The organism is Actinoplanes utahensis (assembly GCF_016862455.1).
Lineage (GTDB): Bacteria > Actinomycetota > Actinomycetes > Mycobacteriales > Micromonosporaceae > Actinoplanes > Actinoplanes utahensis.
Genome location: NZ_BOMZ01000001.1, coordinates 32,681 through 56,702, shown reverse-complemented (window position 1 = coordinate 56,702; position 24,022 = coordinate 32,681). Strand labels below are relative to the sequence as shown.

Genomic DNA, 24,022 nt, shown 5'->3' with positions numbered 1-24,022 from the left:
CAGACAAGGATCACCATGACCGACACATCGAAATCGCCGGAGCACGACCCCGCCGACTGGACCCCGATGATCGAGCGGGCGTTCTTCGCCCGTCTGGAGGACCAGGCCCCCGCCGACGGCCGGCCCGTCGCCGCGCTGGTGCGGGAGCGGCTCACCGCCCTCGAAGCGGAGATCGGGCACCTGGTCGCCAACCCGATGGACGCGGCCAACGCCCGGTTCACCGTCCTGGCCGTCGCGGCCTACGACGTCCTCACCCCGGTGTGCGGCCCGGCCCGGGCCGCCGCGATCGTGGCGGACTGCCTGAACGGCCCGCTGCGCGCGGACATCCTGGCCGGCACCCGGGAGATGCTCGACCACACCGGCGACCCGTTCGCCACCCTGGTCGCCGCCAGCAAGCAGCGCGAGGAGTCCTATTTCGGGCCGTCGTTCCACTTCGAACGACCCGTCGACGACCAGCACACGTACGTGCTGGACGTGCGCCGGTGCCTCTTCCACGAGGTTCTGGCCGCGACCGGGCGTACCGCGCTGCAGTCGATCCTGTGCCGTTTCGATCTCAACTGGGCGGACGCCATCGACCCGGAACGGCACCGTCTGCGGTTCGTGCGCCCGGTGACGTTCGCCGGCGGCCCCACCTGCCGCATGCTGTTCACCCGGCAGGAACCCGGCTGACCGGGAACGGCAGGCACCGAGTCGGCTCCGTCAGGAGATCGCGACGTCGTCGAAGTAGACGGAGCCGGTGTTGTCACCGCACTTGAGGTGCAGCTGGACACTCGTCGCCGCGGCCGGTGCGACGGCGTCCACGGCGAGCTTGGTCCAGGTGGAGTTTCCGGTGGGCAGGCGGTTGGAGGTGTTCTGGCTGATCCACGTGCCGTTGATGTCGAACCAGCTCAGCGCGATCTCGGTGATCCCGGTGGCGGAGACGCCGCGGGCGTACGCCTCGGCGTGCCACTGGTGGCCCGCCTGAACCGGTGTGATCGGCGAGGTCAGCAGGGACGGCAGATTGCTGCCGCTCCGGGTCGTGGCGGAGAACCTGGCCGACGCGGCGCCGGTGCGCGCGGACTCGGTGGTGATCACCGCGGTGCCGGCCGCCGGCTGGTAGTTACGCCACGGCGAGTTCCCGGTGGCCGCCTCGAAGCCGAGGTTGAGGACGGTGTTCGGGGTGGCCCCGGTCGTCCACGCGGTGCCGGTGACGGAAGCGCTGAGCTTCGGCGTGGCGTCGGTGCGGTAGAGCCCGTACTTGTACTGGGCCGGCATCGTGGACACCGCCGAGTTCGCCGGGATCGCGCCGGGGGAGAAGTCGTTGAGCGTCCACGGCGCCACCGAGGCGACGCCCGCCACGCCGGCCGCACGGAAGACCCGGGCGAGGTAGGCGGCCTGTTCCCCGTCGCTGCCGGAGTGGGTGCTGGCGCCGGTCTCACCGATGACGATCAGGTCGGGCGCCACCGCGGCCTGGGCGCGGCGGATCTCGGCGAGGGATCGTTCGGAGGCGCCGTAGAAGTGGAAGTCGTAGTAGTCCAGCGGTGTGGTGGCCAGCTGCGCCTTGATGCTCGCCATGCCGGGCGCGCCGGTGCCGCCGTCGACGGACAGGGTGAGCGGCATGGCCGGGGCGGTGCTGCGGATCGCGGGGATCACCTGCCGGACCCAGGTGACCGCGGCGGCGTCGCCCGGCTGGAACTCGTTCTTCACCTCGACGGCGATCACCCGCGGATCGGCGGCGTACGGCGCCAGCAGAGCCTGTGCCCAGGTGATGCTGTTCGCCACGTCGGTGTAGCCGTTCCACCAGTCGAACAGGGTCAACTTGACGGTCAGGCCGTGCGCGTCGGCGATGCCGACGAACTGGCTGAGCTTCTGGGCGTACGCCGCCGTCGGGGTGGGATATCCGAAGGTCTGCGGGAAGACGATGGCCCGGACGTTCGTCGCGCCGAGGGCGGCGGCCCTGGTCAGGTCGGCGTCGATGCGGACCGGGTCGAAGCCCGTCCACATCGACGTCCAGCCGGCGTTCGACGGATAGTAGTTGATCGTCTTGGCGGTCTGGACCGCCGACATCCGGCTCGCCAGGGTCGGCGCGGCGGCGGCGTGGGCGGGCAGAGTCGGCAGCACCGTGCTCAGCAGCAGGGAGCCGCTCAGGACGATGGCGTGGAAGCAGAGACGGCGCATGGGGGACCGCACCTTCAGCAATGATCACGGCCGGGGGCGGGCCGTGTCCGGGGGAATGAGGACTCGTGGGCGACTGCCGCACTGAAGCCTCTATCGACGACAGTAATTACCGACCGTCTGGTCGGCAATGACTACCGCGTGCCATCCCGCGGACAGGCACGAGATGGCGAGGGGCATCCGGTGGGCGGGCAGGCGCTCGACCCGGGAAGGCCGGCCGGATGGCGCGTTCGCTGGCGCCGACTTCAACTCTCTCGCCGTAAGATCTCTTCAAGCGTCCTCCGAGATCGGCGGGGCTCGTCTGCGAGGATGACCAACTCGCCCATGGTTCGCCGATATATCTCGGATTCGTTGCGGTCGTCCAGAAATTGAGCCCGGTCGAGATGTTCCATGTAGACCACCTCGGAGGATTCATGCTGGAGGATCGAGAACGAATTCCCCCGGAATGTGAGGCCTCCGGCGCCTGGCATGATGATCTGAATCGTCACGTCCGAGGACTCGGTGATGTCCAGGAGAAATCTGATCTGCTCCTGCATTATCCGCGGATCGGTGAAACCCTCCGTCAGAGCCGAGTATTCGACGATGGCCCATAATCTGGGAACTCCGCGTTCCAATACCAGACGCTGCCGGTGCAGTCGCACATCGACAAGTCTGCCCACCTGATCCTCGTCGGTGGTCGCCGGGCGGATCACCGCCTCGGCATATGACCTGGTCTGCAGTAGCCCAGGAATGAATCGAACCTCGTATGTCCGGATGTGTTGAGCGGCCGACTCCAGGACGAGATACGAGCAGTACCATTCGGAGAAACCGCTACCGTAGGTGCTCCACCATCGAGGCTCACTCAGGCGCTGGTTGCGTTCTATGAAGGCAAGCCTCTCACCCGCGTCGGATATGCCGTACAGCGTCAGAAGATCGTGCAGGTCCAATTCCTTGATGCCGACTCGCCCGAGTTCCATTCGGCTCAGCTTGGATGCGGAGGCTTCGATGTGCGAAGCGGCCTCCTCGAGGGTGAGGCGGCGGGATTCCCGCAATGCGCGAAGCCGGAGACCGAGGGTCTGGCGGGCGTTGATGGGCCGTCCGTCGCCATCGGACGGAGCCGGCGTGGCGGCTACCACGTCCATCCCCTCCGCTGGTTCGGAAGGGCTGCTGAAGCCGTTCGATCTGGTGTTGCGGATGCAGATCTCGTAGTTCGCGCTTCGCATCGTCGGCGGACATTCACCGCAAGAGCCTGCGTGCCAGTCTGTTCGCCAGGCCGACGCTGGCGACGCCGGTGATTGCTGCCAGCGTGGGTTGGACCAGGATCACCAGCGTGATCGTCGAGCCCATGAGGGCGAGGTCGATCGCGGCGAGTGACATCAGAGCCCCATCGGGGACTCGCCGGCCGGGGCGCGGCGGCTCAGCCCCGGACCCGTGTCGAATCTTCGTCTTCTTCACGTCGAGGATGGTGCCGGGGCACCTGATGACTGGCAAGGCGATCTGCAAGCGTGCAACTTGCACGCCAGTCCCGGTGCTTCCCCGGCCGACAGCGATTGACGCACGTCAACCACGTGATCACCTGGGCAGTGACCGAGTGCGCCTCGAAAGGATCACCCTCTCGGGTGACACCGGCAGGGCGGTCCGGTGGGCACATCCGCCGTGGGCGTGCACGCTGCTACCGAAACCCGCCCGTCATCAGTGGCGAGCCGAGCTAGGGCTTGCGGCCGACGCCGCAGTAGCCGTCCAGAGCGGGTGGGAGCGGGCTGACATCCGGGCGCCAGTGCGGTATGGAGGTCACGCCCGGCTCGACCAGTTCGAGCCCGTCGAAGAAGCCGATGATCTCCTGTGGCGTGCGTAGGTGATACGGATGGCCGCTCCGGTTGGCGATCCGCTGCCCTTCGACGATCTCACTGCTGGTGTTCGTGCCGTCGGAGACGGCCAGGTAGCTTCCCGAGGGCATGGCGTCCAGCAGGCGCCCCACGATGGATCGGGCCTCGGCATGATCGGCGACGTTCCCCAGGATGCCCAGCATGGTGAGCCCGACTGGTTTCTGGAGATCCAGCGTGCGCTGGGCCTCCCGCAGGATTCGTCCCGGGTCCTCGACGTCGGAGTCGACGTAGTCGGTCACGCCCTCCGGCGTACTGTCCAGCAGGGCCCGTGCATGCGCCAGGACGAGTGGATCGTTGTCGACATAGACGACCCGGGAAGTGGGCGCCAGGCGTTGCGCGACCTCGTGCGTGTTGTTGGCGGTGGGCAGGCCGGTGCCGATGTCCAAGAACTGGCGGATGCCTGCCCCGACGAGGTAGGAGACCGCACGCACCAGGAACCTTCGCTGCTCGCGTGCCACTTCCACGATGGCCGGAAAAGATTCGCGCACCTGATCGCCGACCATGCGATCGATCTCGAAGTTGTCCCTGCCGCCCAGGATGTAATTCCAGACCCGGGCGCTACTGGGCCTGGTCAGGTCGATCTTCGGCTTGGGCATCTACGACGTCCTTCCACAGGAAGGCGAGACTGACATCGAGTCGGAAGTCAGATCCTACGGCTGCGGGTAGCGCTGAACCTATCCGATTAGCGCACCGAATGAATCGGGAGAACCCTCGCCTCCAGCGGCCGGGGCCGCGGCGCGGGCCGTTCACCGGGTTCGGGCCGCGCTCCGGGCAGCCGGCCTCGGCGGGTACGGCCTCGAGATGCGCGAGGGCGGCGGCGACCGGGACGCTCATGCCACCCCGGGGTCACCGGGCTGACCAGGTGCCGGAGTTTCTTGCATGACCGCGGGTGCGGTGGGCGTACCAAAAGAGGGTGTTGCTTTGTTTCCCGGGCATTAAATACTGTCGATGCGACTGGGAGCGCTCCCAGCCGCTCCGTTCCCCATCCCCTGGAGACTGTTGTGACACTCAGATCGCGTCGTGGGCGCCGGCTCGCGGCTGCTCTCGTCGGGGCCGCTCTCGCGGTCACCGGCGCCTCCACCGTGCCGACCGCGGCCGCGGCCGCGCCCCCGGCCGACGACTGGCTGCACGTATCCGGCAACAAGATCGTCGACGCCGCCGGGAATCCCGTGTGGCTGACCGGCGCCAACTGGTTCGGTTTCAACGCGTCGGAGCGCGTCTTCCATGGACTGTGGTCGGCGAACATCACCGAGATCACCAGGTCGATGGCGCAGCGCGGGATCAACCTCGTCCGGGTTCCGATCTCCACCCAGCTGCTGCTGGAGTGGAAGAACGGGCAGGCCACCGCCCCGAACGTGAACACCTACGCCAACCCGGAGCTGGCCGGGATGGACAGCCTGGAGATCTTCGAGTTCTGGCTGGACCTGTGTGAGCGCTTCGGCATCAAGGTGATGCTCGACGTGCACTCCGCCGAGGCCGACAACTCCGGTCACATCCACCCCGTCTGGTGGAAGGGCACGATCACGCCGGAGCACTTCTACCAGGCGTGGGAGTGGGCCGCGGCGCGCTGGAAGACCAACGACACGATGGTCGCCTTCGACCTCAAGAACGAGCCGCACGGTACGCCCAACGACCCCGTCCGCGCCAAATGGGACTCCTCCACCGACGTCGACAACTGGAAGCACACCGCCGAGACCGCCGCGAAACGCATCCTGGCGATCAACCCCGAGGTGCTGATCGCCGTCGAGGGCCAGGAGGTCTACCCGAGGGAGGGCGAGACCTGGAACTCGCCGAACACCGACCCGGACCTGTCGCCGAACTACCACTACAACTGGTGGGGCGGCAACCTGCGCGGCGTCAAGGACCACCCGATCAACTTGGGCGCCCACCAGGATCAGCTGGTGTACTCGCCGCACGACTACGGGCCGCTGGTGTTCAACCAGCCGTGGTTCGACAAGCCGTTCGACAAGGCGTCGCTCACCGATGACGTGTGGCGCCCGAACTGGTTCTACCTGCACGAGAACGGCACCGCGCCGCTGCTGATCGGTGAATGGGGCGGCCGGCTCGGGCAGGACGCCCGGCAGGACGAGTGGATGACGGCGCTGCGGGACCTGATCGCCGAGAACCAGCTGCACCAGACGTTCTGGGTGCTGAACCCGAACTCCGGCGACACCGGCGGGCTGCTGCTGGACGACTGGAAGACCTGGGACGAGCAGAAGTACGCGCTGCTGAAGCCGGCGTTGTGGCAGCACGGCGGCAAGTTCGTCGGCCTCGACCACCAGGTGCCGCTCGGCGGGGACGGCAGCACGACCGGGATCAGTCTGGGGCAGCGGTACGGCGACGGTGGCGGCGAGGGCGACGGCATCGCGCCGAGTGCGCCGGGGCAGCCCACGGCCGGGACGGTCACGGCGAACAGTGTGGCGCTGAGCTGGACGGCGGCGACCGACAACGTCGGCGTGACGGGGTACGAGGTGCTGCGCAACGGGACCGTGATCGCCACGGTGTCGGGGACCTCGTACACCGCGACGGGGTTGACCGCGAGTACGGCGTACACCTTCAGTCTCCGCGCCCGCGACGCGGCCGGGAACGTCTCCGCCGCATCGGCCGCCCGCGGGGTCACCACCGCGAGCGGCGGGGGAGGGGAGAGCCAGGGCTGTTCGGCCACATTCACGACGGCCGGGTCATGGTCCGGCGGCTTCCAGATGGCGGTCACGGTCACCAACACCGGCACGGCCGCCCGCACCGGCTGGACCGTGAGCTGGACGTACCCGTCCGGCACGACGGTGGCCTCGCTGTGGAACGGGGTGCTCGGCACGCCTGCGGTGACCGTCCGTAACGCCGCCCACAACGGCGCTCTGGCGCCCGGGGCGAGCGCCACGTTCGGTTTCGTCGGTAACGGCCCGGCTGCCACTCCCACGGCTCTGACCTGCACATCGTCGTAGGAAGACATCGAAAGTATTGACGTTTGTTGATATCACGAAACATCGGTGCAATGCTGGGCCGGGAGCGCTCCCATTCCCCGAACGCGACCCTTAGGAGGAGGTAACGTGCCCCCACACGAAACCCGCCGTCCCGGCCGCCGGCTCGTCCAGGTGTCCATCGTGCTGATCGCCCTGGTGGTCAGCATGGTGCCCTGGACCGGCGCGGCTCAGGCACACGGCACCATCGTCTCGCCGGCCAGCCGCGCCTACCAGTGCTGGCAGGCCTGGGGCAGTCAGCACACCAACCCGGCGATGCAGCAGCAGGACCCGATGTGCTGGCAGGCCTTCCAGGCCAACCCGGACACCATGTGGAACTGGATGTCCGCGTTGCGGGACGGCCTCGGCGGCCAGTTCCAGGCGAGGACCCCGGACGGGCAGCTGTGCAGCAACGGGCTGGCCCGTAACAACAGCCTGAACCGGCCCGGGGCGTGGAAGACCAGCACCGTCGGCAGGAACTTCACCGTGCGGCTGTACGACCAGGCCAGCCACGGCGCCGACTACTTCCGCGTCTACGTCAGCAAGCAGGGGTTCAACCCGGCCACCCAGACCCTCGGCTGGGGGAACCTCGACTTCATCACGCAGACCGGCCGGTACGCCCCGGCACAGAACATCTCGTTCGACATCTCCACGTCGGGTTACACCGGCCATCACGTCCTCTTCGTCATCTGGCAGGCCTCGCACCTCGACCAGGCCTACATGTGGTGCAGCGACGTGAACTTCGCCTGATCGGCACGACCCCGGCGGTCCGGTTCGTCCGGGCCGCCGGGTCTCTTGTTCTCCCGGCTGGTTGTCAGGGCTGTCTCGACCCCACCGAGGCGGCCCTGACAACCAGCCGGATCCCCTGAGACGAGGACAGAGATGAAGACCTTCTTGCGGTACGGGCTGGCGGCCGCGACCCTGCTGGCCACCTCGGCCGGTGCGTTCGCCCTGTCGAAGTCCGACGCGGCGCCCGTGGACCTGCGGACGCAGATCGAGACCCGGATGCGTACGGTCCTCGAGCAGGCCGACCCCGGGCAGCACCAGCACGCCGGGCATGCCGTTCAGCCGTCGGCCGGCGCGGCGAGACCGGCGGTGGTCTGCGGGGTGCGCGTCTACGGTCACGAGCCCGCCGCGGCCACCGCGCTGGACGAGGTGCGCACCGTCTACGGCTTCCACCTGTGCGGGGTCGCCGAGCAGCAGCGGCCCTGGGACGTGGCGGTCAAGCTGGCCGGACCGCTGATCCTGGACATGACCACCGATCCGCCCGGCATCGAGGTGGTCGAGGCGACGGCCGAGGTGAAGTACGTCGACCGGGTGTGGCAGAGGTTCCCGCCCCGGTACGCCGAGGTGGCGCTGGCCGAGGCGCTCTCCGCCGAGCAGATGGCTGACCTGCGGGAACGCTACGACGACGCGGCCGGGCTCTGACCGTACATCGGGTGTAGTCTATGTCCGCTCTGTGAGCGCTCACATCCCCAATCTGAGCGTCCACCCTCCGAGCGTCCCCCGATCCGAGTGGAGAATCCCCATGTCCCCCAGGAAACGCCCCTGGCGTGCCGCGCTGATCGGCACGGTCGTCACCGTGCTGGCCGGCGCCGGTGCCGCATTCGGCCTGCAACAGGCGAACGCCGCCACGGTCGACACCTCGGCCTGGTACGCCCTGGTCAACCGCAACAGCGGAAAGGCCATGGACGTCTACGACCTGGCCACCACCGCGGGCGCCGGCATCGCCCAGTTCACCCGCAACGACGGCAACTGGCAGCAGTGGCAGTTCGTCGACGCGGGCAGCGGCTACTACAAGATCAAGAGCCGGCACAGCGGCCTGCTGCTGGAACTGCCGAACGCCACCGACGGCACCCAGCTGATCCAGAACACCGACAACGGCACCACCCGCCAGCAGTTCACCCTCAAGGACTCGCCGGACGGCCATGTCCGCCTGCTCAACCGGCACTCCGGCAAAGCCGTCGAGGTGTGGGAGCACGCCACCGCCGACGGCGCGAAGGTCGCCCAGTACGCCGACCTCGGCAACCCCAACCAGCAGTGGCGGATGGTGCGGGTCGCCGGCGGTGGCACCGCGGCCGGCTGCGGCACCGGCACGTTCCAGTCCGAGGTGACCGTCAGCGGCGGCACCTGGACCGCCCGCAACGCCGCCGGCACGGCCGTCTACACCGGCGCCGACTTCCGGGCCGCCGTGCAGGCCGGCATCGGCAGCCTCACCGCCGGGCGCACCGGCATCCAGCGGGTCGTGGTCCGCGGCAACGGCACGATGACCGCCGGCAGCCGCATCTCCCTCGCGAGCTACACGTCGCTGTCGGTGTGCGGCACGATCAACGTGACCGGTGGCGGCAGCGGCGACTACGCCCCGATCTACGCGCGCGGGGTGAGCAACATCGAGGTGCCGTACCTGAACGTGACCGGCGCCCCGATCTACGGGATCTTCATGCGCAACGTCACCAACGTGTGGCTCGGCCAGATCGACATGCGGCTCGGCGCCGGCCTCGGCGTGCGCATCGACAACCGCGGCGACACCTCGCAGTGGACCCGCAACGTCAAGATCGACAATGTGTACGTGTCCGGCGCGTCCTCGCACGCCGTCGAGACGTACGGCGTGGACGGCATCACCATCGGCACGGTGACCGCCCGCAGCGTCGGCGAGTCCGGCCTGCTGCTCAACCAGACGATCAACGCGACGGTCGGCACCGTCGACGCGGAGAACGCCGGGACGGGCACCGGTTACGCGGCGTTCCGGATGGCCAACCGCAACGGCCGGGTCGGCTCGTCCTACCCCGACAACGTCAAGGTCGGCCTGGTCAAGGCCCGCGGCGGCGGCCGCGGCGTCTTCTGCGTCTCGGAGAGCGGCGGCGCGACCATCGACCGGGTCGACATCGCCGGCACCGGCAACAACGCGATCCTGGTGGAGAACTGCTACAACGTGGTCGTCGCCGGCGTCTCGGGCACGGTCTCCGGTGGTGGCGAGGTGCGCATCGCCTCCCGGGCCGAGTTCGCCCCGTCCAGCGGCATCCGGTTCCAGAACCTGACGGTGTCCGACACCAACGTCACCTGGAGCCCGTGCACCGGCAGCAACAACACGATCAGCAACGTCACGCGGACGAACTCCACGCTGACCTGGTGCTGACCGGCTGAAGCGCGGAGGTTGCGAAGTACGCGGCCCGGTCGTGACGCCACGACCGGGCCGCGCACACCCCCGTTGCCCGGTCGCGGCGCCACGACCCGACCGTGCACACTCCTCGTCGCCCGCGGTCAGGCGTCCCGCCGGCCGAGAAGGAGGAGGGCGATCGCCAGCAGCGCCGCGGTCGCCCCGGCGAAGGTGACGAATCCCGGCCACGGCGCGAGCTGTCCGGGGAGCCGGTCGACGTGCAGCAGCTGGAATCCGGCGTGCGTGGGCCACCACCGGCTCACCGCGCGTCCCGCGCCGCCCAGTTGGGCGAGCATGCTCGGCACGATCAGGATCGCGAGGATCAGCGTGGTGATGGTGCCGGCGCTGTGCCGCAGAATCGTGCCGGTGGCGAGCGCGAAGACGGCCAGCACGGCCAGGTACAGCCCGCTGCCGGCGACGGCACGGAGGACGCCGGGATCGGTCAGGCTCACCCCGGCGGCCGGGGAACCGATCATCGGCCTGGCGACGAGAAAGGCGAGCAAACCGGTGAGCGTTCCGGTGACCAGGGCGACCGCGGCGACGACGATCGCCTTGGCGAGCAGGAGCCGGTTCCGGGCCGGTACGGCCGCCAGAGTGCTGCGGATCATGCCGGTCCCGTACTCGCCGGTGATCACCATCGCGCCCAGGACCCCGATCGCCAGCTGGCCGAAGACGACGCCCTCCATCGCGGCGCCCACCACATCGGCGGCGGAGACGTCGGCGGGAGGTCGGTAGGAGAGCAGGGTCCGGCCGGAGACGACGGCGACCCCGACGACGGTGAGGCCGGTGATCAGCAGGCTCCACCCGGTGGAGCGCACCGACCACAGCTTGGTCCACTCGGCGGCCAGTGCCTGGCGCAGTCCGACCGGGTACGGCGCGGGCCGCTCGGGCCGATCGGTCGCCAGGGTCTCGGATCGTACGGTCATCGGATCGCTCCGTCCGTCTCGGCGCCGCGGTAACGCACCACGTCGCGGGTCAGGTCCATGAATGCGGCTTCCAGCGAGGCGCGGTGCGGGGACAACTCGTGCAGCCGCAGCCCCGCCTCGCCGGCCAGGTCCCCGATCCGGTCACTGTCGAGACCGGTCACCGTCAGCGCGCCGTCGTCGAGCGGATCCACGACCGCTCCGGCCCTGCGGAGCAGGGGGACCAGTGCGGCCGGGTGCGGCGTGCGGACCCGGACCCAGTGGTGCCCGGAGGCGTGGATGAGGCCGGCCATCGTCGTGTCCGCGACCAGCCGGCCCTGCCCGACGACGATCACATGGTCGGCGGTGTCCTGCATCTCGCTCATCAGGTGGCTGGAGACGAACACCGTGCGCCCCTCCGCGGCCAGCGACCGCAGGAAGCCGCGGATCCAGTGGATCCCCTCCGGGTCCAGCCCGTTGACCGGTTCGTCGAGCATGAGCACCGGAGGATCGCCGAGCAGGGCCGCAGCGATGCCCAACCGCTGCCGCATGCCGAGCGAGAAGCCCTTGACGCGCTTCCCGGCGACGTCGGTGAGCCCGACCGTGTCGAGCACCTCACCGACCCGCCGCCGGCCGATGTCGTTGCTGCGGGCCAGGGCGAGCAGGTGCAGGTACGCGGTGCGGCCCCCGTGCACGGCGGCGGCGTCCAGGAGCGCGCCGACCTGCCGCAGCGGCTGGATCGCGTCGGTGAACGGGCGGCCCCCCACGGTCGCGGAGCCCGAGGTGGCCCGGTCCAGGCCGAGGATGATCCGCATCGTGGTGGACTTGCCCGCTCCGTTCGGGCCGAGGAAGCCGGTCACCCGGCCGGGTCGCACGGTGAACGACAGGTCCGCCACCGCGGTCGTCGTTCCGTACCTCTTGATCAGTTCGCGGACCTCGATGTCGTCGGATGGCATGTGTCCAGCGTGGTCCTCGCGGCGGCGGTCGCGCATCGGTCCGGGGAGTGCTTCACCGGCTCCGCCGCACGGCCGACTGTGCGATTGTCATCGGCCGTGCGGATGACGGTCCGGGGGCGGACGTCCGCGCCGTCCGGTGGGGCTACCGTGGGCGGGTGCCGCAGGAAGCCCGCCCACGACTGGCCGCCCGACTGCGCCCCGGGCACTGGCTGGTCATCGATGCGTTGGCCGCCGCGGTGCTGGCGGCGGTGGGACTGGTGAGCGTCCAGCCGGGAGCCCTCGGGCCGCTGACGGTCGTCGCCATGACGGCGCCGCTGGCGGTCCGCCGGATCTGGCCCGTCCCGGTGTTCGGCGTGGTGCTGGCGTTCTCCGCGATGGCGCCGCAGTTCGAGGTGATCCGTGACGCGGACCTGGCCCGGGCGATGGCCCTCTATCCCCTTCTGGTGCTGGCGCCGGAGTGGCTCGCGGCGGGCGCCGGAGTCGCCGCCCTCACCACCACCCTGCTCGCGATCCTGGCAGCCTACGACTTCCACCTCGACGAGGCGGCCGGGCCGATGTTCAGTGGTGGGCTGATCATGACCACGATCGGCGCGATCGGGGTCGCGGTCCGGCTGCACCGCAGATATGTCGCGAGTGAACGGGGCCAGGCCGCCGAGCGGGCGGTGTCCCAGGAACGGCTCCGCATCGCCCGGGAGCTGCACGATGTCCTCGCGCACGGGATGAGTGTGATCACGATCCAGGCCGGAGTGGCACGGCACGTGTTCGAGGTCCGGCCGCGGGAGGCCCTCCGGGCGCTGGAGGCCATCGAGGACAGCAGCCGCAGCAGCCTGACGGAGCTGCGCCAGTTGCTGACCGCGCTGCGTGCCGAGGACGCCGGCGCCCTCGACGACGACGGGCCCGCCCTGGACCCGGCGCCTGGCCTGGCCGATCTCGCGACGCTGGTGGCCCGGACGAACGCCGCCGGGGTCCCCGTCGAGGTGCGCACCCGGGGCCGGCGGCGGCCGCTGCCGCCCGGGATGGAACTCTCCGCGTACCGGATCGTCCAGGAGGCGCTGACCAACGTGGTGAAGCACGCCGGCCCGGCCCGGGCCGAGGTGCTGCTGGACTACCAGCCGGAGGCGCTGACCATCGAGGTCACCGACGACGGGACGGCCGCCGGCACGCGCCCGGGGACCGGCTCCGGGCACGGCCTGATGGGCATGCGGGAACGCGTCGCCGTGTACGGTGGCCGGCTCAGCGCCGGACCTTTTCCGCCACCGCGGCCGGGCTTCCGGGTCCACGCACGACTGCCCCTGGGGGAGGAGCCGGCATGACGCGCGTCGTGGTCGTCGACGATCAGGCTTTGGTGCGGGCGAGTTTCGGAGTCCTCCTCGACACCACGCCCGGCCTCACCGTGGTCGGTGAGGCCGGTGACGGTGCCGAAGCGGTCGACGTCGTCACCCGCCTGCGGCCCGACGTCGTGCTGATGGACATCCGCATGCCCCGGCTCAACGGCATCGACGCCACCCGGCAGGTCCTGGCCCGGGTTCCGGACGTCAAGGTCCTCATGCTGACCACGTACGATCTGGACGAGTACGTGTACGCGGCGTTGCGTGCCGGCGCCAGCGGATTCCTGCTCAAGGACACGCCACCGGCCGATCTGCTGACCGCGATCCAGGTGATCGCGGGCGGTGACGCGATCCTGGCGCCGCAGATCACCCGGCGGCTCATCCGCGAGTTCGCCGACCGGCCCGAGCCGCGCCGGGGCCTGCCGCACGGGCTCGCCGGCGTCACCGAGCGGGAACGCGACGTTCTCCTGCTGGTCGCGCAGGGCCTGTCCAACACCGAGATCTCCGAGCGGCTGCACATCAGCCTGGCGACCACGAAGACGCACGTCGCACGGCTGCTGGCCAAGCTCGGCGCGCGCAACCGGATCCAGTTGGTCATCGTCGCCTACGAGGCCGGGCTGATGGAGACCGCCTGACGAAGCCGTGTCACCCGGCCGGCGGAAGTATCTCCACGATCTGGGTAAACATGTCGGCCCGCGGGTGTGCGGCGTCGCGACGGCGTTTACTGGCGTCGATGTCTCGACGTTCGAGGAGGAGCCCGTGCCGACACGTACCGTCCGATGGCTCGCAGCGGCCGGCCTGCTCATGGCCACCCCGTTCGCCGTGGCCGGGGAAGCCGTGCGCGGGCAGGCCGCGCCCGATGGAGAGGCGCAGAACCGCGGGACGAAGGTCCGTAATGTCATCTTCATCAACGGGGACGGGATGGCGGCCGCGCACCGTGAGGCCGCCCGCCTCTACCACGCCGGCCTCGACGGGCAGCTCGTGATGGACTCGTTCCCGGTGTCCGGGCAGCTCACCACCAGCCCGGACGACCCGGAGTCGGCGATCACCGACTCGGCGGCCGGGGCCAGCGCCTGGGCCACCGGTGTCGCCACCTACAACGGCGCGATCAGCGTCGACCCGGACGGGAACCCGCTGCCGGTGCTCGGCGGCCGGGCGAAGGCGGCCGGGAAGGCGACCGGGCTGGTCACCACCGCGCAGGTCACCGACGCGAGCCCGGCCGCGTTCTTCGCCAACGCCGTCGACCGGGCCGCCCAGGACGACATCGCCCGGCAATATTTGGAGGTCACCAAGCCGGATGTGATCCTGGGCGGCGGCGAGGACTGGTGGCTGCCGGCCGGAACGCCCGGCGCCTACCCGGACCGGCCGGCCGAGGACCCGGGGGAGTACAGCCGCGGCACCGAGGGAAACCTGATCGACCGGGCCCGTGCCGACGGCTACCAGTACGTCTCCACGGCCGCCCAGCTCGACGCGGCCCGGCCGGGGAAACTGCTCGGGCTGTTCGCCAACGAGGAGATGTTCCAGCAGCGGGCCGAAGGGCAGGGCGACGTCTACCAGCCGGTGGTGAGCCTCGCCGACATGACCCGCAAGGCCCTGTCCACCCTCTCCACCGACCGGGACGGCTTCTTCCTGCTGATCGAGGAGGAGGCGGTGGACGAGTTCGCGCACCGCAACAACGCCACCCGTACCCTGCAGGCGATGGGGGAGCTGGACAAGGCGGTCGCGGTCGCCAAGGCGTTCGCCGCCCGCCACCGGGACACCCTGGTCGTGGTGACCGGCGACCACGAGACCGGCGGTCTGGCGGTCGAGGACGTGGACGACGCCTCCCCGGCCGAGGACGGGCCGTTCGGTGTGAAGGGCACGCCGTTCCAGTTCCGCATCGACTGGACGACGACCGACCACACCGGGCAGGACGTGCCGGTCACCGCGTACGGCCCGTTCGCCGACCGGTTCACCGGCAAGCACCCGAACACGTACGTGCACGACGTGCTGGAGCCGCTGCTGACCCGGCGGTGAGGTCGGCGGAGAGGTCGGCGGGGAGGTTGGCGGTAAGGTCGGCGGCCAGGTCGGCGGGGACCGGCCCGGTCGAGCCGCGGACCCGCAGCGTCGTGGCGGCCGGGTACTTCCGTGGCTCGGTCCGGCCCTGGAAACGCTCGAGCCGGGCGGCGGGCCCGGCCGCCCACGGCCTCGACAGGGCCATCGACGTGCAACTGCGCGTGGGCGTCGCGGAGTACTGCGGCATCACCGACGCCTCCGTGCACCTGATCCACGACATCCTCGGCGGCCCCCGGGTCGCCGCCGTCGACGCGATCGTGTCGACCGCCGGCGTCGCGGTCTAAGGCCGGCCGCCGCCGTCTCCCGGCCCGCGTCGTGTTCGGCGGCGCGGGCCGGGGCCGGCGCTCAATACCGATAGCGGACGTCGGCGTATCCGGTGCCGTCCGGGAACGAGCTGACCGGCACGGCGAGGCTCTCCTCCTGCCCCGGCGTCCAGGGAGTACCGGCATCGGTGGAACCGTTGCTGGAGTTGCCGCCGTCGCCGCCCGAGGTGCCGTCATCGCAACGGTAACGGGTGGTGGCGTAGTCGAGTTCGATCGTGAAGTCGAACAGATGGGAGCCGTCGTCCTCCTGCATGTCGAAGCCGACCCTGCCCCGCACCCAGCTGAACGGCGGCGCGGAGGCCGTGCCCTGACAGCCGAACTTGAGGTCGTCGTACTCCAGGGCCACCGTGGCGCTGTCCTCGTCGATCACGTAGTCGCACTGGCCGCCGGGGGTGCAGGGCTCCCGTTTCGTCGCCGTGAACGTCACCTCGTCGGTGCGCCGGAGCTCCCGGGTGTTCTCCGTCATGTGGAAGCTGATCTCCACCTGGCGGGGGAAGGGGTCGTCGGGCGGGGGTTCGTGCGGCCCGTGGACCGATGCGGCCGCGGGCCGGCCGGGTTCCATGGTCATCGGCAAGGACAGCGCCATCAGCACGCCGACGGCTCCGCGCAGCAATGTTCTCGAGGTCATATCACGGAGCGTAGGCTTCTGGCTTCGTAACGTTACTGGCCTCGGTGGTTCCCGTGCCGGTCGTATCGGGCGATCATGGTGCGGGCGGACCCGGCGTTCCCCTTCCCGTTTGCGTTGGACCTGGTGTTCCTGACCCGGATGCTCACCAGCGCCGCCAACCTCGACCGGCGCCGACGCGGCCTGGACGTCCTCGCCGCCATCGACGGCCACGCCGGAACCGCGGTGATCGACTCGCTCGCTGAGATCTCACCCGCGCTGGGTCACCACGTGGCGGCGTCGAGCTGACGGCGTCCGGCTGCGGAGCGCGGGCCGAGACCCGGCATGATCATCGTCGTGCTGCCGCGCTCCGTTCCGATCACCGTGGACACCCTGCTCGCCTCGGCCCTGGCCGAGCAGCGGCCGGCGGATCGCGTCCACGCGATCGCCGACCTGGTGCCTCATCTCGGCGCCGGGCAACGGGACCGGATCCGGAACCTCGCCGTCGAGCTGCCCGACGAGCATCTCCAGCAGATCCTGATCGAGGCGCTGCTGCCCTACCTGGACATCGGGCACCTCGCCGCCATCTTCCAGCCGGGCCTGCTGTCCGACCTGGATACCGGGCACCTCGCCGCCCTCTCCCGGTCCGGCCCGCTGATCGTGCTCGCGCCCCGGCTCTCCCGCCGGCAGCAGGAGGACCTGATCGAGGGGTTGCTCGCCGAGGTCGAGGCCGGTCGGCGTGACGCCGGCTCCCTGACGACCCTGCGGCCCCTGCTCTCCACCGGGCAGGCGAGCCGGATCGGGCGGCTGCTGCTCGCCGGCGACGACCCGGAACGAGCTGTCCAGGACCTCCGGATCTGGGCGCCGGTGCTGCCGGCCGAGATCCGTTCGGCGGCCCTGGCCCTCGCCCGTACGGTCCACTCCGACGACTGGACGCTGGCTCGCCTGCTCGAGAATGACTGGATCCCCCATCTGAGCCCGGACGAGGCCCGGCGGCTGCTGCCGATGGCGGCGGCCCTGAACAGCGATGCTCGCGCCGAGGTGTTGCCGGCGTTGACCGCCGTACTGCCGGAGGTCGCCCCCGCCGCCGTGGAAGCGCTGCGGCACGGTCGCGGGACCGGCCGGGGCATCGTCACACTGGCGCGGGCCCTCGCACCGGCCGATCGCGGCGAACTGCTGAGGATCCTCCTTCCGCCACCCGTGAAAGTTCTGGTGGGCGAGATGCTGCGGCCCTTGGTGCCGTTGCTCGACGAGGACCAGGTCGAGTGGGTGCTGCGGGTCTGCGAGACCAGCCCGTACCCGGACACCTGGCTCGACGCCGCGGCCCTGTGTCTGCCGTACCTCTCCGGCCCTCGCCGGGCCGACGTCCAGGACCGGGTCGTCGAGCGGATGACCGGCATCCTGTCGATCCGCTCGTTACCGCGGTTCACCGGCCCGCTCCGGGACGAACAGTACGACGGCGTCAGCGAGCCGAGGCGCCTGCTGCCCACCGAGGATCTGCTGCGGGAGGATCAATATCGGGCTTTGATCCCGTACGCCTTCGCGCTGCCCTTCGGCGACGCGGTCGGACTGGTCACCCTGGCGCACGAACTCGATCGCGGCCACCGTGACGCGGCGCTCGGCATCGTCGACCGCCTGGAACCGCCCTCCCAGCGGACCATCCTGGTACGGGCCCTCGCGCCCTTCCTCGACGACGACCAGATCGAGATCGCCGCGACGCTGCCGGCCCTGGCCGACGCCGAACCGGACGAACTGGTCCCGGTGTTCACCGCCCTCGCCGTGTCGGCGGTCGACGACGCCCTGCACGCGCGTCTGACGGCAACGGCGATGAAGATCATTGAGACGGTGTACGACGGATACCGTCACGGCTGCATGATGGTCGACGTGGCGGCCGTCTGCCGTACCGAACCGGCCCGGCAGCACGCCCTGCACGCCGCGACCCGGCCCTTCCCGGAACTCACCCCCACACAACGCCTGATCATCCGCCGCCGCATCGCCGCGCTGCTGACGGGGAACCTCGTGGCCGCTTCCGATCGCTGAGGAGCGGGCACACCCCGACCCCGCCACCATCCGCACCGCACCGAGCGCGCCTACGTCGCCAGCGGTTCCGGCCCCGTTGCGGTTCCGTCCGGCTGGTGGTGCGGGCTGTCTCGGGGTTGTTCTGGGCCGGCCAACTGTCAGCGAGTGCGCCAGTCGAATGTCAGTGCGGCGGTCGACGTGCGGGTTCGGGTGTCAGGGGGCTTCGGTGGGGGAGTCGGACGTGGGGCGGTGGCGGCGGTAGTGGCGGGCGGCTCTGGCTCGGTTGCCGCAGGCGGTGGAGCACCATTCGCGTCGTGGGTGGTCCTTGGCGAAGTAGAGGACGCAGCCGGGGGCGTGGCAGGCGTTCAGGACGGCGTCGGGTGCGGTGAGCAGGGTGATGGCTTCGGCGGCCACGGTGGCCAGGGCGACGGTCGGGTCCGCGGTGGGCGCGGTGGGGCGTAGGCGTAGCTGGTCACCGAGGACGTCCAGGGTGTCACGGCAGGGGCCGGCGGCTGCCGTTTCGTTGACCACGTGGACGGCGGCGCCGACGTCGCGTATCGGGGAGCGGGCCGTGGGCCGGGTGTCCCGAGTCTTCAGGGCGGCCAGGCGTCGCAGGGCGTCGCGCAGGGTGATCGCGGTGTGCAGGTCGGTGGCCGTCACCACCGGCTCGGCGTGGGTGAGCCCTGTCGCCGTCAGCCATTGCGCCAGGTCGGCGGGGGTGGTGAGTGCCTCGTGGACGCCGTGGCGGTCGGCCCAGATGGTGTTCATCAAGCGGACCGGCCGGGGTTCGGTCGGCAGCACGAGCACCGTCGGCACGTTGTCGACGTGTCCCTCATCCATGTTCTAACGGTAACACCGGCTTGCCGGCGTGAGAACTCGTCTGCTACAACTTCTAACGGCAGCGACACGCCGTCGGCGTTAGAACATGTTGCCTTCGCTTTGAGGAGCACCACATGGGCACCCTGCCCCTGATCGACCCGGCCACCGCCACCGGCAAGACCGCCGACCTGCTCGCCGCCGTCCAGCGCGGCCTCGGCGTCGTCCCGAACATGACCAAGGCGATGGCCAACGCCCCCGCCCTGCTCGAGGGCTACCTCGCCCTGTCCGCAGCGCTGAGCAAGGGAACGCTCAAGGCCGCCACCCGCGAGCGCCTCGCGCTGGCCGTGGCCCAGGGCAACGCCTGCGACTACTGCCTCTCGGCGCACTCCTACCTCGCCGAACACGCCGCCGCACTGTCCGCCGACGACATCGCCGCCGCCCGCGAAGGCGACAACGACGACCCGAAGATCGCCGCGCTGCTCACCTTCGCGGTCGCCGTCAACACCACACGCGGCAGCGTCAGCGCCGACGACCTGGCCGCCGTGCGCGCCGCGGGAGCCGGCGACGAGGAGATCGCCGAGGTCATCGGTCACGTCGGCCTCAACGTGCTGACCAACTACTTCAACAAGGCCGCCGCCGTCGACATCGACTTTCCGGTCGTGACCGCATGACCGAGACCACGACAGCAGCAGCCCTCGGACCGGCTGCCGTAACCCCTCGTGCGCCGCTGCCGCCCTTCGACGAGGCCGGGGCACGGGCCAAGGTCCAGGCCGCTGAAGACGCCTGGAACAGCCGCGATCCCGAGCGCGTCGCCGCCGCTTACACACCGGACTCGCAGTGGCGCAACCGCGACGAGTTCCTCACCGGCCGCGAGGAGATCGTCTCGTTCCTCACCGGCAAATGGGCCCGCGAGCGCGACTATGCCCTGCGTAAGAGCCTGTGGGCCTTCACCGCCGACCGGATCGCCGTCCGCTTCCAGTACGAGTGGCGCGACGAGACAGGGCAGTGGTGGCGTAGTTACGGCAACGAGAACTGGGAGTTCGACGCTGCCGGATACATGAGCCGACGCGAGGCCGGCATCAACGACGTCCGCATCGACGTCAACGAGAGGCGCATCCACGGCGCCCGCCCCGCGTCTGAACGCGACAGCGTCCTGCCGCTGCGCTGAGCACAGCGGCCCGACCGGCAGGAGTCCTCATGCACGTCGCGGCGCTGTGGCGCTACCCGGTCAAGTCCCTGGCCGGGGAGCGGCTCCAGCAAGCAGTCGTCACCACCGACGGCCTGTACGGTGACCGTCTCGTGCACGTCCGAGGCCCGCGCGGCCCGCTGACCGGGCGCACCCGGCCCGGGCTGCTCACCCTGCCGGCAAGCACCGGCGCCGACGGTGTTCCGCGGGTGGCCGGCCACCCGCGGAACACCGTCGGCGCCGCCGAACTCATCCGCCAGCGAGCCGGGGACGCCGCCCGACCGCGGGCTTACGCCGGCCCCGAACGCTTCGACATCGGCAACCTCCTGGTCGCCCCCACCACCAGCCGGGGGTGACCGGGGCGGGCATGCATGGCCCGCAGCCGGGGGACGGTCGGAAGGGGACGCCTGCCGTTGCCGCCGCGAGGCACGGGACGCTTGCGTGGCCCGTACCGAGGCATGGTGTGAGAGAAGTGCCGCGGACCGGAAGCAGGCGGCCGCCGTAGGCGATTCAGGACAGGAGGTGTCCTGATCGTTTCCTAGCGTGGCCCGCATGACGAACAGCCGACCCGGCCTCCGCCCGTTCCGTATCGACATCCCGCAGTCGCAGCTCGACGACCTGAAGGCCCGCCTTGCCGACACCCGGTGGCCGCACGAACTGCCCGGGGTCGGCTGGAGCCGCGGAGTTCCCGTCGAGTACCTGCGGGAGGTCGCCGACCACTGGCGCACCGGGTACGACTGGCGGGCTCAGGAGGCGGCGCTCAACGCGTACCCACAGCACCTGACCACCATCGACGGGCAGAACCTGCACCTGATGCACGTGCCCTCGCCCGAGCCGGACGCGACGCCGTTGCTCCTGCTGCACGGCTGGCCCGGCGGCGTGGCGGACTTCCTCGACGTCATCGGGCCCCTGTCCGATCCGCGTGGCCACGGCGGCGACCCCGCCGACGCGTTCCACCTGGTGATCCCGTCGCTGCCGGGGTTCGGGTTCTCCACCCCACTGGCGGGGCCGGGCATGAACGCGGACCGGATGGCCGGGATCCTGGCCTCGCTGATGGACCGGCTGGGGTACGACCGGTACGGCGTACACGGCTACGACTGGGGCGCCTGGATCGGCGCCCGGGTGGGCCGGCGGGACCCGGAACGGGCCACCGGTGTCCACCTCACCGCGCTGGTCACCTTCCCGGTCGGAGCCGACGGGGAGATGGACGGCCTCAGCGACGCCGAACAGTCGCGCTGGCAGCGCATGCAGAACTTCAACGACGGCTATCTGCAGTGCAACGCCAAACGTCCGCAGACCGTCGGGTACGCCCTCACCGACTCCCCGGTCGGCCAGCTCGCCTGGATCATCGAGAAGTTCAAGGAGCTCACCGATCCGGAGGAGGGCCTGCCCGAGGAGAGCATCGACCGGGACCGCATCCTCACCGACGTGTCGATCTACTGGCTGACGGGCACCGCCGCCTCCGCCGCCCAGATCTATTACGAGGAGTTCTCCGCGAGCTCACCGGACGACGGCGAGCCGGACCCGGCTGCCTTCGGGCGCGGCACCGTGCCCACCGGTGTCCTCGTGTCCCGTCACGACACCACGATCCGGCGGTGGGCCGAGCGTGACCACCACGTCGTGCACTGGACCGAACTCGGCAAGGGCGGCCACTTCCTCGCCATGGAGGCGCCCGAACTCCTGGTCAGTGACATCCGGACGTTCTTCCGGAAGCTCGGGTGACCTCTGCGCCGGCCCACCTGACCTGACTCGGGGCCGGGTCCGGAGACGCCGGCAGGGGCGTCACCGGCCCGGCTCCGGAAGGGCTCGATCGAGCCGGCGGAGCACCTCGGCGACCGTGAAGTCCTCGCCGACGAGGCGCGGCCGGTCCAGTTGATCCCGGCCCGAAGGCCCTCCTCGGCGAGCCGGGGCAGGTCCTCCTCGCGCCATCTCCGCAGCGTCATGGAGGCGACGCGCAGGTCACCGCCCCACACCGTGACGGCGCGCCGGGCCCGGGCCGCGGAGGACCAGTACGGCATCGCCCGGCTCCCGCTGTCCGTCATCGGGGCCGGGCTGCCCTGGTCGTTCCGCACGAACCAGACGACCTGACGGCGGGCGACCTCCGTGAAGAACGCCGCCGCCTGGCTCCCACTCCGGCTCATGAACGCCGAGAACAACGGCGCCGACGGCGAACGAGGCCACGCCGGCGTGGTGACGGACGGTGCGGTCAGCGGCGCGAAGTGACCTCCAGGGAACCCAGGCCGCCGGAGGCGTCGATGGCCAGGCCGGGGCCGAAGCCCAGGGAACCGGACTCGACGACCGAGCCGGGTCCCTTGCCGCCGCTGCTGTCGCCGTACAGGGTGACGTTCCCGGCGCCGTCGCCGATGGTGACCCGGGCCGGGATCCGGGAGGTGGTCCGGATCCGCCAGATGCTGACGCCGCCGGTCATCCGGATCGGGAGTACGCCGGACGGGCGGCCCAGCGACAGGTTCGTGGTCTCCGCGCCGCCGTCGAGGTCGATGCGGCTGATCGCGCCGGACGTGGTGTCCAGGTTCAGGGTCCGCACCCCCGCGCCGATCCGCAGGTGCCAGGTGATCCGGTCGCTGAGCAGCACTTCGAGGGTGCTCGGGGCGGAACCGGCCCGGTTCACGTCGACGCGCAGCACGCCGTCGCCGAAGGTGGCGGCGGCGGCGTCCAGCGGCGCGGCGACCCGGAAGGGGGCGTCGCCGGTGCCGGCGATGCGGACGGTCAGTTCGGTGACGCCGGAGACGAACTCGAAACGGGCGCTGCGCACCGCCTTCCGCGGTGGGGTGGTCGGCGGCGGGCTGGGGGTGACGACCGACGGCGGGGGCGGAAGCGGTGCGGGGGAGGAGGACGGCGCGGGTTCGAGGGGGATGGTCGCGGGTGGCGGGGGCGGTGTCGCGGCCGCCTGCTGCCGGATCTCGGAGTCGGCGAGGGGCCGGGCCAGCAGCACCGTGCCGGCGACGACGAGCATGGCCGTCATCCCGGTGAGCACGACCGGGCGTTGCAGCCAGCGGCGCTCCGGCGGGACGTCGGTGGGCCGGCCGGCGTCCGTGTCCGAATGGAACGCCGACAGCGGCAGGAACGCCTGCCAGGCCGCGCCGTCCTGCAGCCGCCGGTGCGGGGCGTCCGGCCAGTAATCGGCGATGTTCGGCAGCGTGACGCCCGGCGGGCCGGTCTCCGGTTTCGCGGTACGGTGGTCCACGTAACGGCCCACTCTCAGGCCGTTCTCGTCCGAGCCCACGCATTCTCCTTGCGGCATCGATGGCGACCCCCATGGCATGTTACGAGCACGGAGCGTATCGATGGATCGGTGCGCTGCCAATAGCGGTCATGACCGAAAGCGCTCAGATGTGGGAACGTGCGCATGCGAGCGATGGGCGACGGTGCCGAGAGCGATGGCGAGCACCCCGAGAACGATCGCGGCGAAACCGCCGACGATGCCGTTGCCGGTGCCCGGGCCGCCGTCGGCGGTGCCCACCACGAAGGCGCCGACCACGATGCCGATCACGCCAGCGGCCCAGGCCAGTCCCGGTCCGCGGGAACCGGGCCGGCGGCGGATCACGGCCACCGCCGCGACGATCACCCCGGCCAGGGCGATCAGTGCGGCGACGGCGCCCAGGACGCGCCCGCTGGTCACGGCCGTGCCGGCCACGGCGTAGGTGTCGATCATGACGGTTCCTCCAAGAGGCTGTGG

The 24,022-nt window shown here is 70.6% G+C and carries 25 protein-coding genes and 1 pseudogene; 15 read left to right on the top strand and 11 right to left on the bottom strand.

Going from position 1 to position 24,022, the window contains the following annotated elements; all coding sequences use genetic code 11:
* Positions 1 to 15 precede the first annotated feature (15 nt).
* A complete protein-coding gene (locus tag Aut01nite_RS00260) occupies positions 16 to 669 on the top strand; it encodes an L-2-amino-thiazoline-4-carboxylic acid hydrolase (RefSeq protein ID WP_052164073.1) in 654 nt (217 codons plus the stop codon).
* Positions 670 to 699: 30 nt separating this feature from the next.
* Here Aut01nite_RS00260 and Aut01nite_RS00255 read toward each other — a convergent pair whose 3' ends face one another.
* The 4 genes from Aut01nite_RS00255 to Aut01nite_RS00240 form a co-directional block, all read right to left on the bottom strand.
* Positions 700 to 2,157, bottom strand: a complete 1,458-nt coding sequence (locus Aut01nite_RS00255; RefSeq protein WP_043528097.1) for a cellulase family glycosylhydrolase — start codon at positions 2,155 to 2,157, stop codon at positions 700 to 702.
* A 242-nt stretch (positions 2,158 to 2,399) separates the two neighbouring features.
* Entirely contained in the window at positions 2,400 to 3,356 is a 957-nt protein-coding gene (locus tag Aut01nite_RS00250) for a helix-turn-helix domain-containing protein (protein WP_083999410.1), read from the bottom strand.
* A gap of 13 nt (positions 3,357 to 3,369) precedes the next feature.
* Entirely contained in the window at positions 3,370 to 3,588 is a 219-nt protein-coding gene (locus tag Aut01nite_RS00245; protein WP_152628877.1) for a hypothetical protein, read from the bottom strand.
* 253 nt (positions 3,589 to 3,841) lie between these two features.
* Positions 3,842 to 4,615 (bottom strand): SAM-dependent methyltransferase, encoded by a 774-nt coding sequence (locus tag Aut01nite_RS00240; RefSeq protein WP_043528094.1) that lies wholly within the window; start codon positions 4,613 to 4,615, stop codon positions 3,842 to 3,844.
* A gap of 405 nt (positions 4,616 to 5,020) precedes the next feature.
* Between Aut01nite_RS00240 and Aut01nite_RS00235 the strand changes: the two genes are divergently transcribed.
* From Aut01nite_RS00235 to Aut01nite_RS00220, 4 genes are all read left to right on the top strand, one after another.
* A complete protein-coding gene (locus Aut01nite_RS00235; protein WP_043528092.1) occupies positions 5,021 to 6,961 on the top strand; it encodes a cellulase family glycosylhydrolase in 1,941 nt (646 codons plus the stop codon).
* 105 nt (positions 6,962 to 7,066) lie between these two features.
* Positions 7,067 to 7,726 (top strand): lytic polysaccharide monooxygenase auxiliary activity family 9 protein, encoded by a 660-nt coding sequence (locus Aut01nite_RS00230; protein ID WP_083999408.1) that lies wholly within the window; start codon positions 7,067 to 7,069, stop codon positions 7,724 to 7,726.
* Positions 7,727 to 7,858: 132 nt separating this feature from the next.
* On the top strand, positions 7,859 to 8,404 hold the full coding sequence (locus tag Aut01nite_RS00225; protein WP_043528090.1) for a hypothetical protein: 546 nt from the start codon (positions 7,859 to 7,861) through the stop codon (positions 8,402 to 8,404).
* A 100-nt stretch (positions 8,405 to 8,504) separates the two neighbouring features.
* On the top strand, positions 8,505 to 10,112 hold the full coding sequence (locus tag Aut01nite_RS00220) for an RICIN domain-containing protein (protein WP_043528089.1): 1,608 nt from the start codon (positions 8,505 to 8,507) through the stop codon (positions 10,110 to 10,112).
* 125 nt (positions 10,113 to 10,237) lie between these two features.
* Here the strand turns inward: Aut01nite_RS00220 and Aut01nite_RS00215 are convergent, their stop codons facing one another.
* Positions 10,238 to 11,059, bottom strand: a complete 822-nt coding sequence (locus Aut01nite_RS00215) for an ABC transporter permease (RefSeq protein ID WP_043528087.1) — start codon at positions 11,057 to 11,059, stop codon at positions 10,238 to 10,240.
* Complete coding sequence (locus Aut01nite_RS00210; RefSeq protein ID WP_043528086.1) at positions 11,056 to 11,991, bottom strand: ABC transporter ATP-binding protein; 936 nt, start codon at positions 11,989 to 11,991, stop codon at positions 11,056 to 11,058. The genes Aut01nite_RS00215 and Aut01nite_RS00210 overlap by 4 nt, the downstream gene beginning before the upstream one ends.
* 155 nt (positions 11,992 to 12,146) lie before the next feature.
* On the opposite strand from Aut01nite_RS00210, the gene Aut01nite_RS00205 reads away from it, so the two are divergent.
* The 4 genes from Aut01nite_RS00205 (at position 12,147) to Aut01nite_RS00190 (ending at position 15,658) form a co-directional block, all read left to right on the top strand.
* The gene (locus Aut01nite_RS00205) at positions 12,147 to 13,304 is read left to right on the top strand and encodes a sensor histidine kinase (RefSeq protein WP_043528181.1); all 1,158 of its coding nucleotides are present in this window, start codon (positions 12,147 to 12,149) and stop codon (positions 13,302 to 13,304) included.
* A complete protein-coding gene (locus Aut01nite_RS00200; RefSeq protein WP_043528084.1) occupies positions 13,301 to 13,954 on the top strand; it encodes a response regulator in 654 nt (217 codons plus the stop codon). Before Aut01nite_RS00205 ends, Aut01nite_RS00200 begins: the two co-directional genes overlap by 4 nt.
* 124 nt (positions 13,955 to 14,078) lie before the next feature.
* Positions 14,079 to 15,335, top strand: a complete 1,257-nt coding sequence (locus Aut01nite_RS00195; protein ID WP_043528083.1) for an alkaline phosphatase — start codon at positions 14,079 to 14,081, stop codon at positions 15,333 to 15,335.
* 26 nt (positions 15,336 to 15,361) lie between these two features.
* On the top strand, positions 15,362 to 15,658 hold the full coding sequence (locus Aut01nite_RS00190) for an NADPH-dependent FMN reductase family protein (protein ID WP_161790684.1): 297 nt from the start codon (positions 15,362 to 15,364) through the stop codon (positions 15,656 to 15,658).
* Between the two features lie 61 nt (positions 15,659 to 15,719).
* Here Aut01nite_RS00190 and Aut01nite_RS00185 read toward each other — a convergent pair whose 3' ends face one another.
* Positions 15,720 to 16,325 carry a hypothetical protein gene (locus Aut01nite_RS00185; protein WP_152628876.1) on the bottom strand — a complete coding sequence of 202 codons (606 nt, stop codon included), beginning with the start codon at positions 16,323 to 16,325 and terminating at the stop codon, positions 15,720 to 15,722.
* A 75-nt stretch (positions 16,326 to 16,400) separates the two neighbouring features.
* On the opposite strand from Aut01nite_RS00185, the gene Aut01nite_RS00180 reads away from it, so the two are divergent.
* The gene (locus tag Aut01nite_RS00180; protein ID WP_043528079.1) at positions 16,401 to 16,610 is read left to right on the top strand and encodes a hypothetical protein; all 210 of its coding nucleotides are present in this window, start codon (positions 16,401 to 16,403) and stop codon (positions 16,608 to 16,610) included.
* A gap of 36 nt (positions 16,611 to 16,646) precedes the next feature.
* Positions 16,647 to 18,341 (top strand): hypothetical protein, encoded by a 1,695-nt coding sequence (locus tag Aut01nite_RS00175; RefSeq protein ID WP_043528077.1) that lies wholly within the window; start codon positions 16,647 to 16,649, stop codon positions 18,339 to 18,341.
* A gap of 192 nt (positions 18,342 to 18,533) precedes the next feature.
* On the opposite strand, the gene Aut01nite_RS00170 is transcribed toward Aut01nite_RS00175, so the two are convergent.
* Positions 18,534 to 19,160 (bottom strand): CGNR zinc finger domain-containing protein, encoded by a 627-nt coding sequence (locus Aut01nite_RS00170; protein WP_063958811.1) that lies wholly within the window; start codon positions 19,158 to 19,160, stop codon positions 18,534 to 18,536.
* Between the two features lie 113 nt (positions 19,161 to 19,273).
* Here Aut01nite_RS00170 and Aut01nite_RS00165 point away from each other — a divergent pair, with 113 nt between their 5' ends.
* From Aut01nite_RS00165 to Aut01nite_RS00150, 4 genes are all read left to right on the top strand, one after another.
* Positions 19,274 to 19,810: a carboxymuconolactone decarboxylase family protein gene (locus Aut01nite_RS00165; RefSeq protein ID WP_043528075.1), complete on the top strand. Its 537-nt coding sequence runs from the start codon at positions 19,274 to 19,276 to the stop codon at positions 19,808 to 19,810.
* Entirely contained in the window at positions 19,807 to 20,307 is a 501-nt protein-coding gene (locus tag Aut01nite_RS00160) for a nuclear transport factor 2 family protein (protein ID WP_052164071.1), read from the top strand. The genes Aut01nite_RS00165 and Aut01nite_RS00160 overlap by 4 nt, the downstream gene beginning before the upstream one ends.
* 29 nt (positions 20,308 to 20,336) lie before the next feature.
* Complete coding sequence (locus Aut01nite_RS00155; protein ID WP_052164070.1) at positions 20,337 to 20,681, top strand: MOSC N-terminal beta barrel domain-containing protein; 345 nt, start codon at positions 20,337 to 20,339, stop codon at positions 20,679 to 20,681.
* A gap of 196 nt (positions 20,682 to 20,877) precedes the next feature.
* Positions 20,878 to 22,047, top strand: coding sequence for an epoxide hydrolase family protein (locus tag Aut01nite_RS00150; protein ID WP_043528074.1), 1,170 nt, complete (start codon positions 20,878 to 20,880; stop codon positions 22,045 to 22,047).
* A gap of 191 nt (positions 22,048 to 22,238) precedes the next feature.
* On the opposite strand, the pseudogene Aut01nite_RS44700 reads toward Aut01nite_RS00150, so the two are convergent.
* The 3 genes and pseudogenes from Aut01nite_RS44700 to Aut01nite_RS00140 all read right to left on the bottom strand — a co-directional run.
* Positions 22,239 to 22,466 (bottom strand): annotated as a pseudogene (locus tag Aut01nite_RS44700) (DUF2750 domain-containing protein); the annotation flags it as partial.
* Between the two features lie 65 nt (positions 22,467 to 22,531).
* Positions 22,532 to 23,569, bottom strand: a complete 1,038-nt coding sequence (locus Aut01nite_RS44170; RefSeq protein WP_052164069.1) for a hypothetical protein — start codon at positions 23,567 to 23,569, stop codon at positions 22,532 to 22,534.
* 87 nt (positions 23,570 to 23,656) lie between these two features.
* Positions 23,657 to 23,998 (bottom strand): DUF6223 family protein, encoded by a 342-nt coding sequence (locus Aut01nite_RS00140; protein ID WP_043528072.1) that lies wholly within the window; start codon positions 23,996 to 23,998, stop codon positions 23,657 to 23,659.
* Between the last annotated feature and the right edge of the window lie 24 nt (positions 23,999 to 24,022).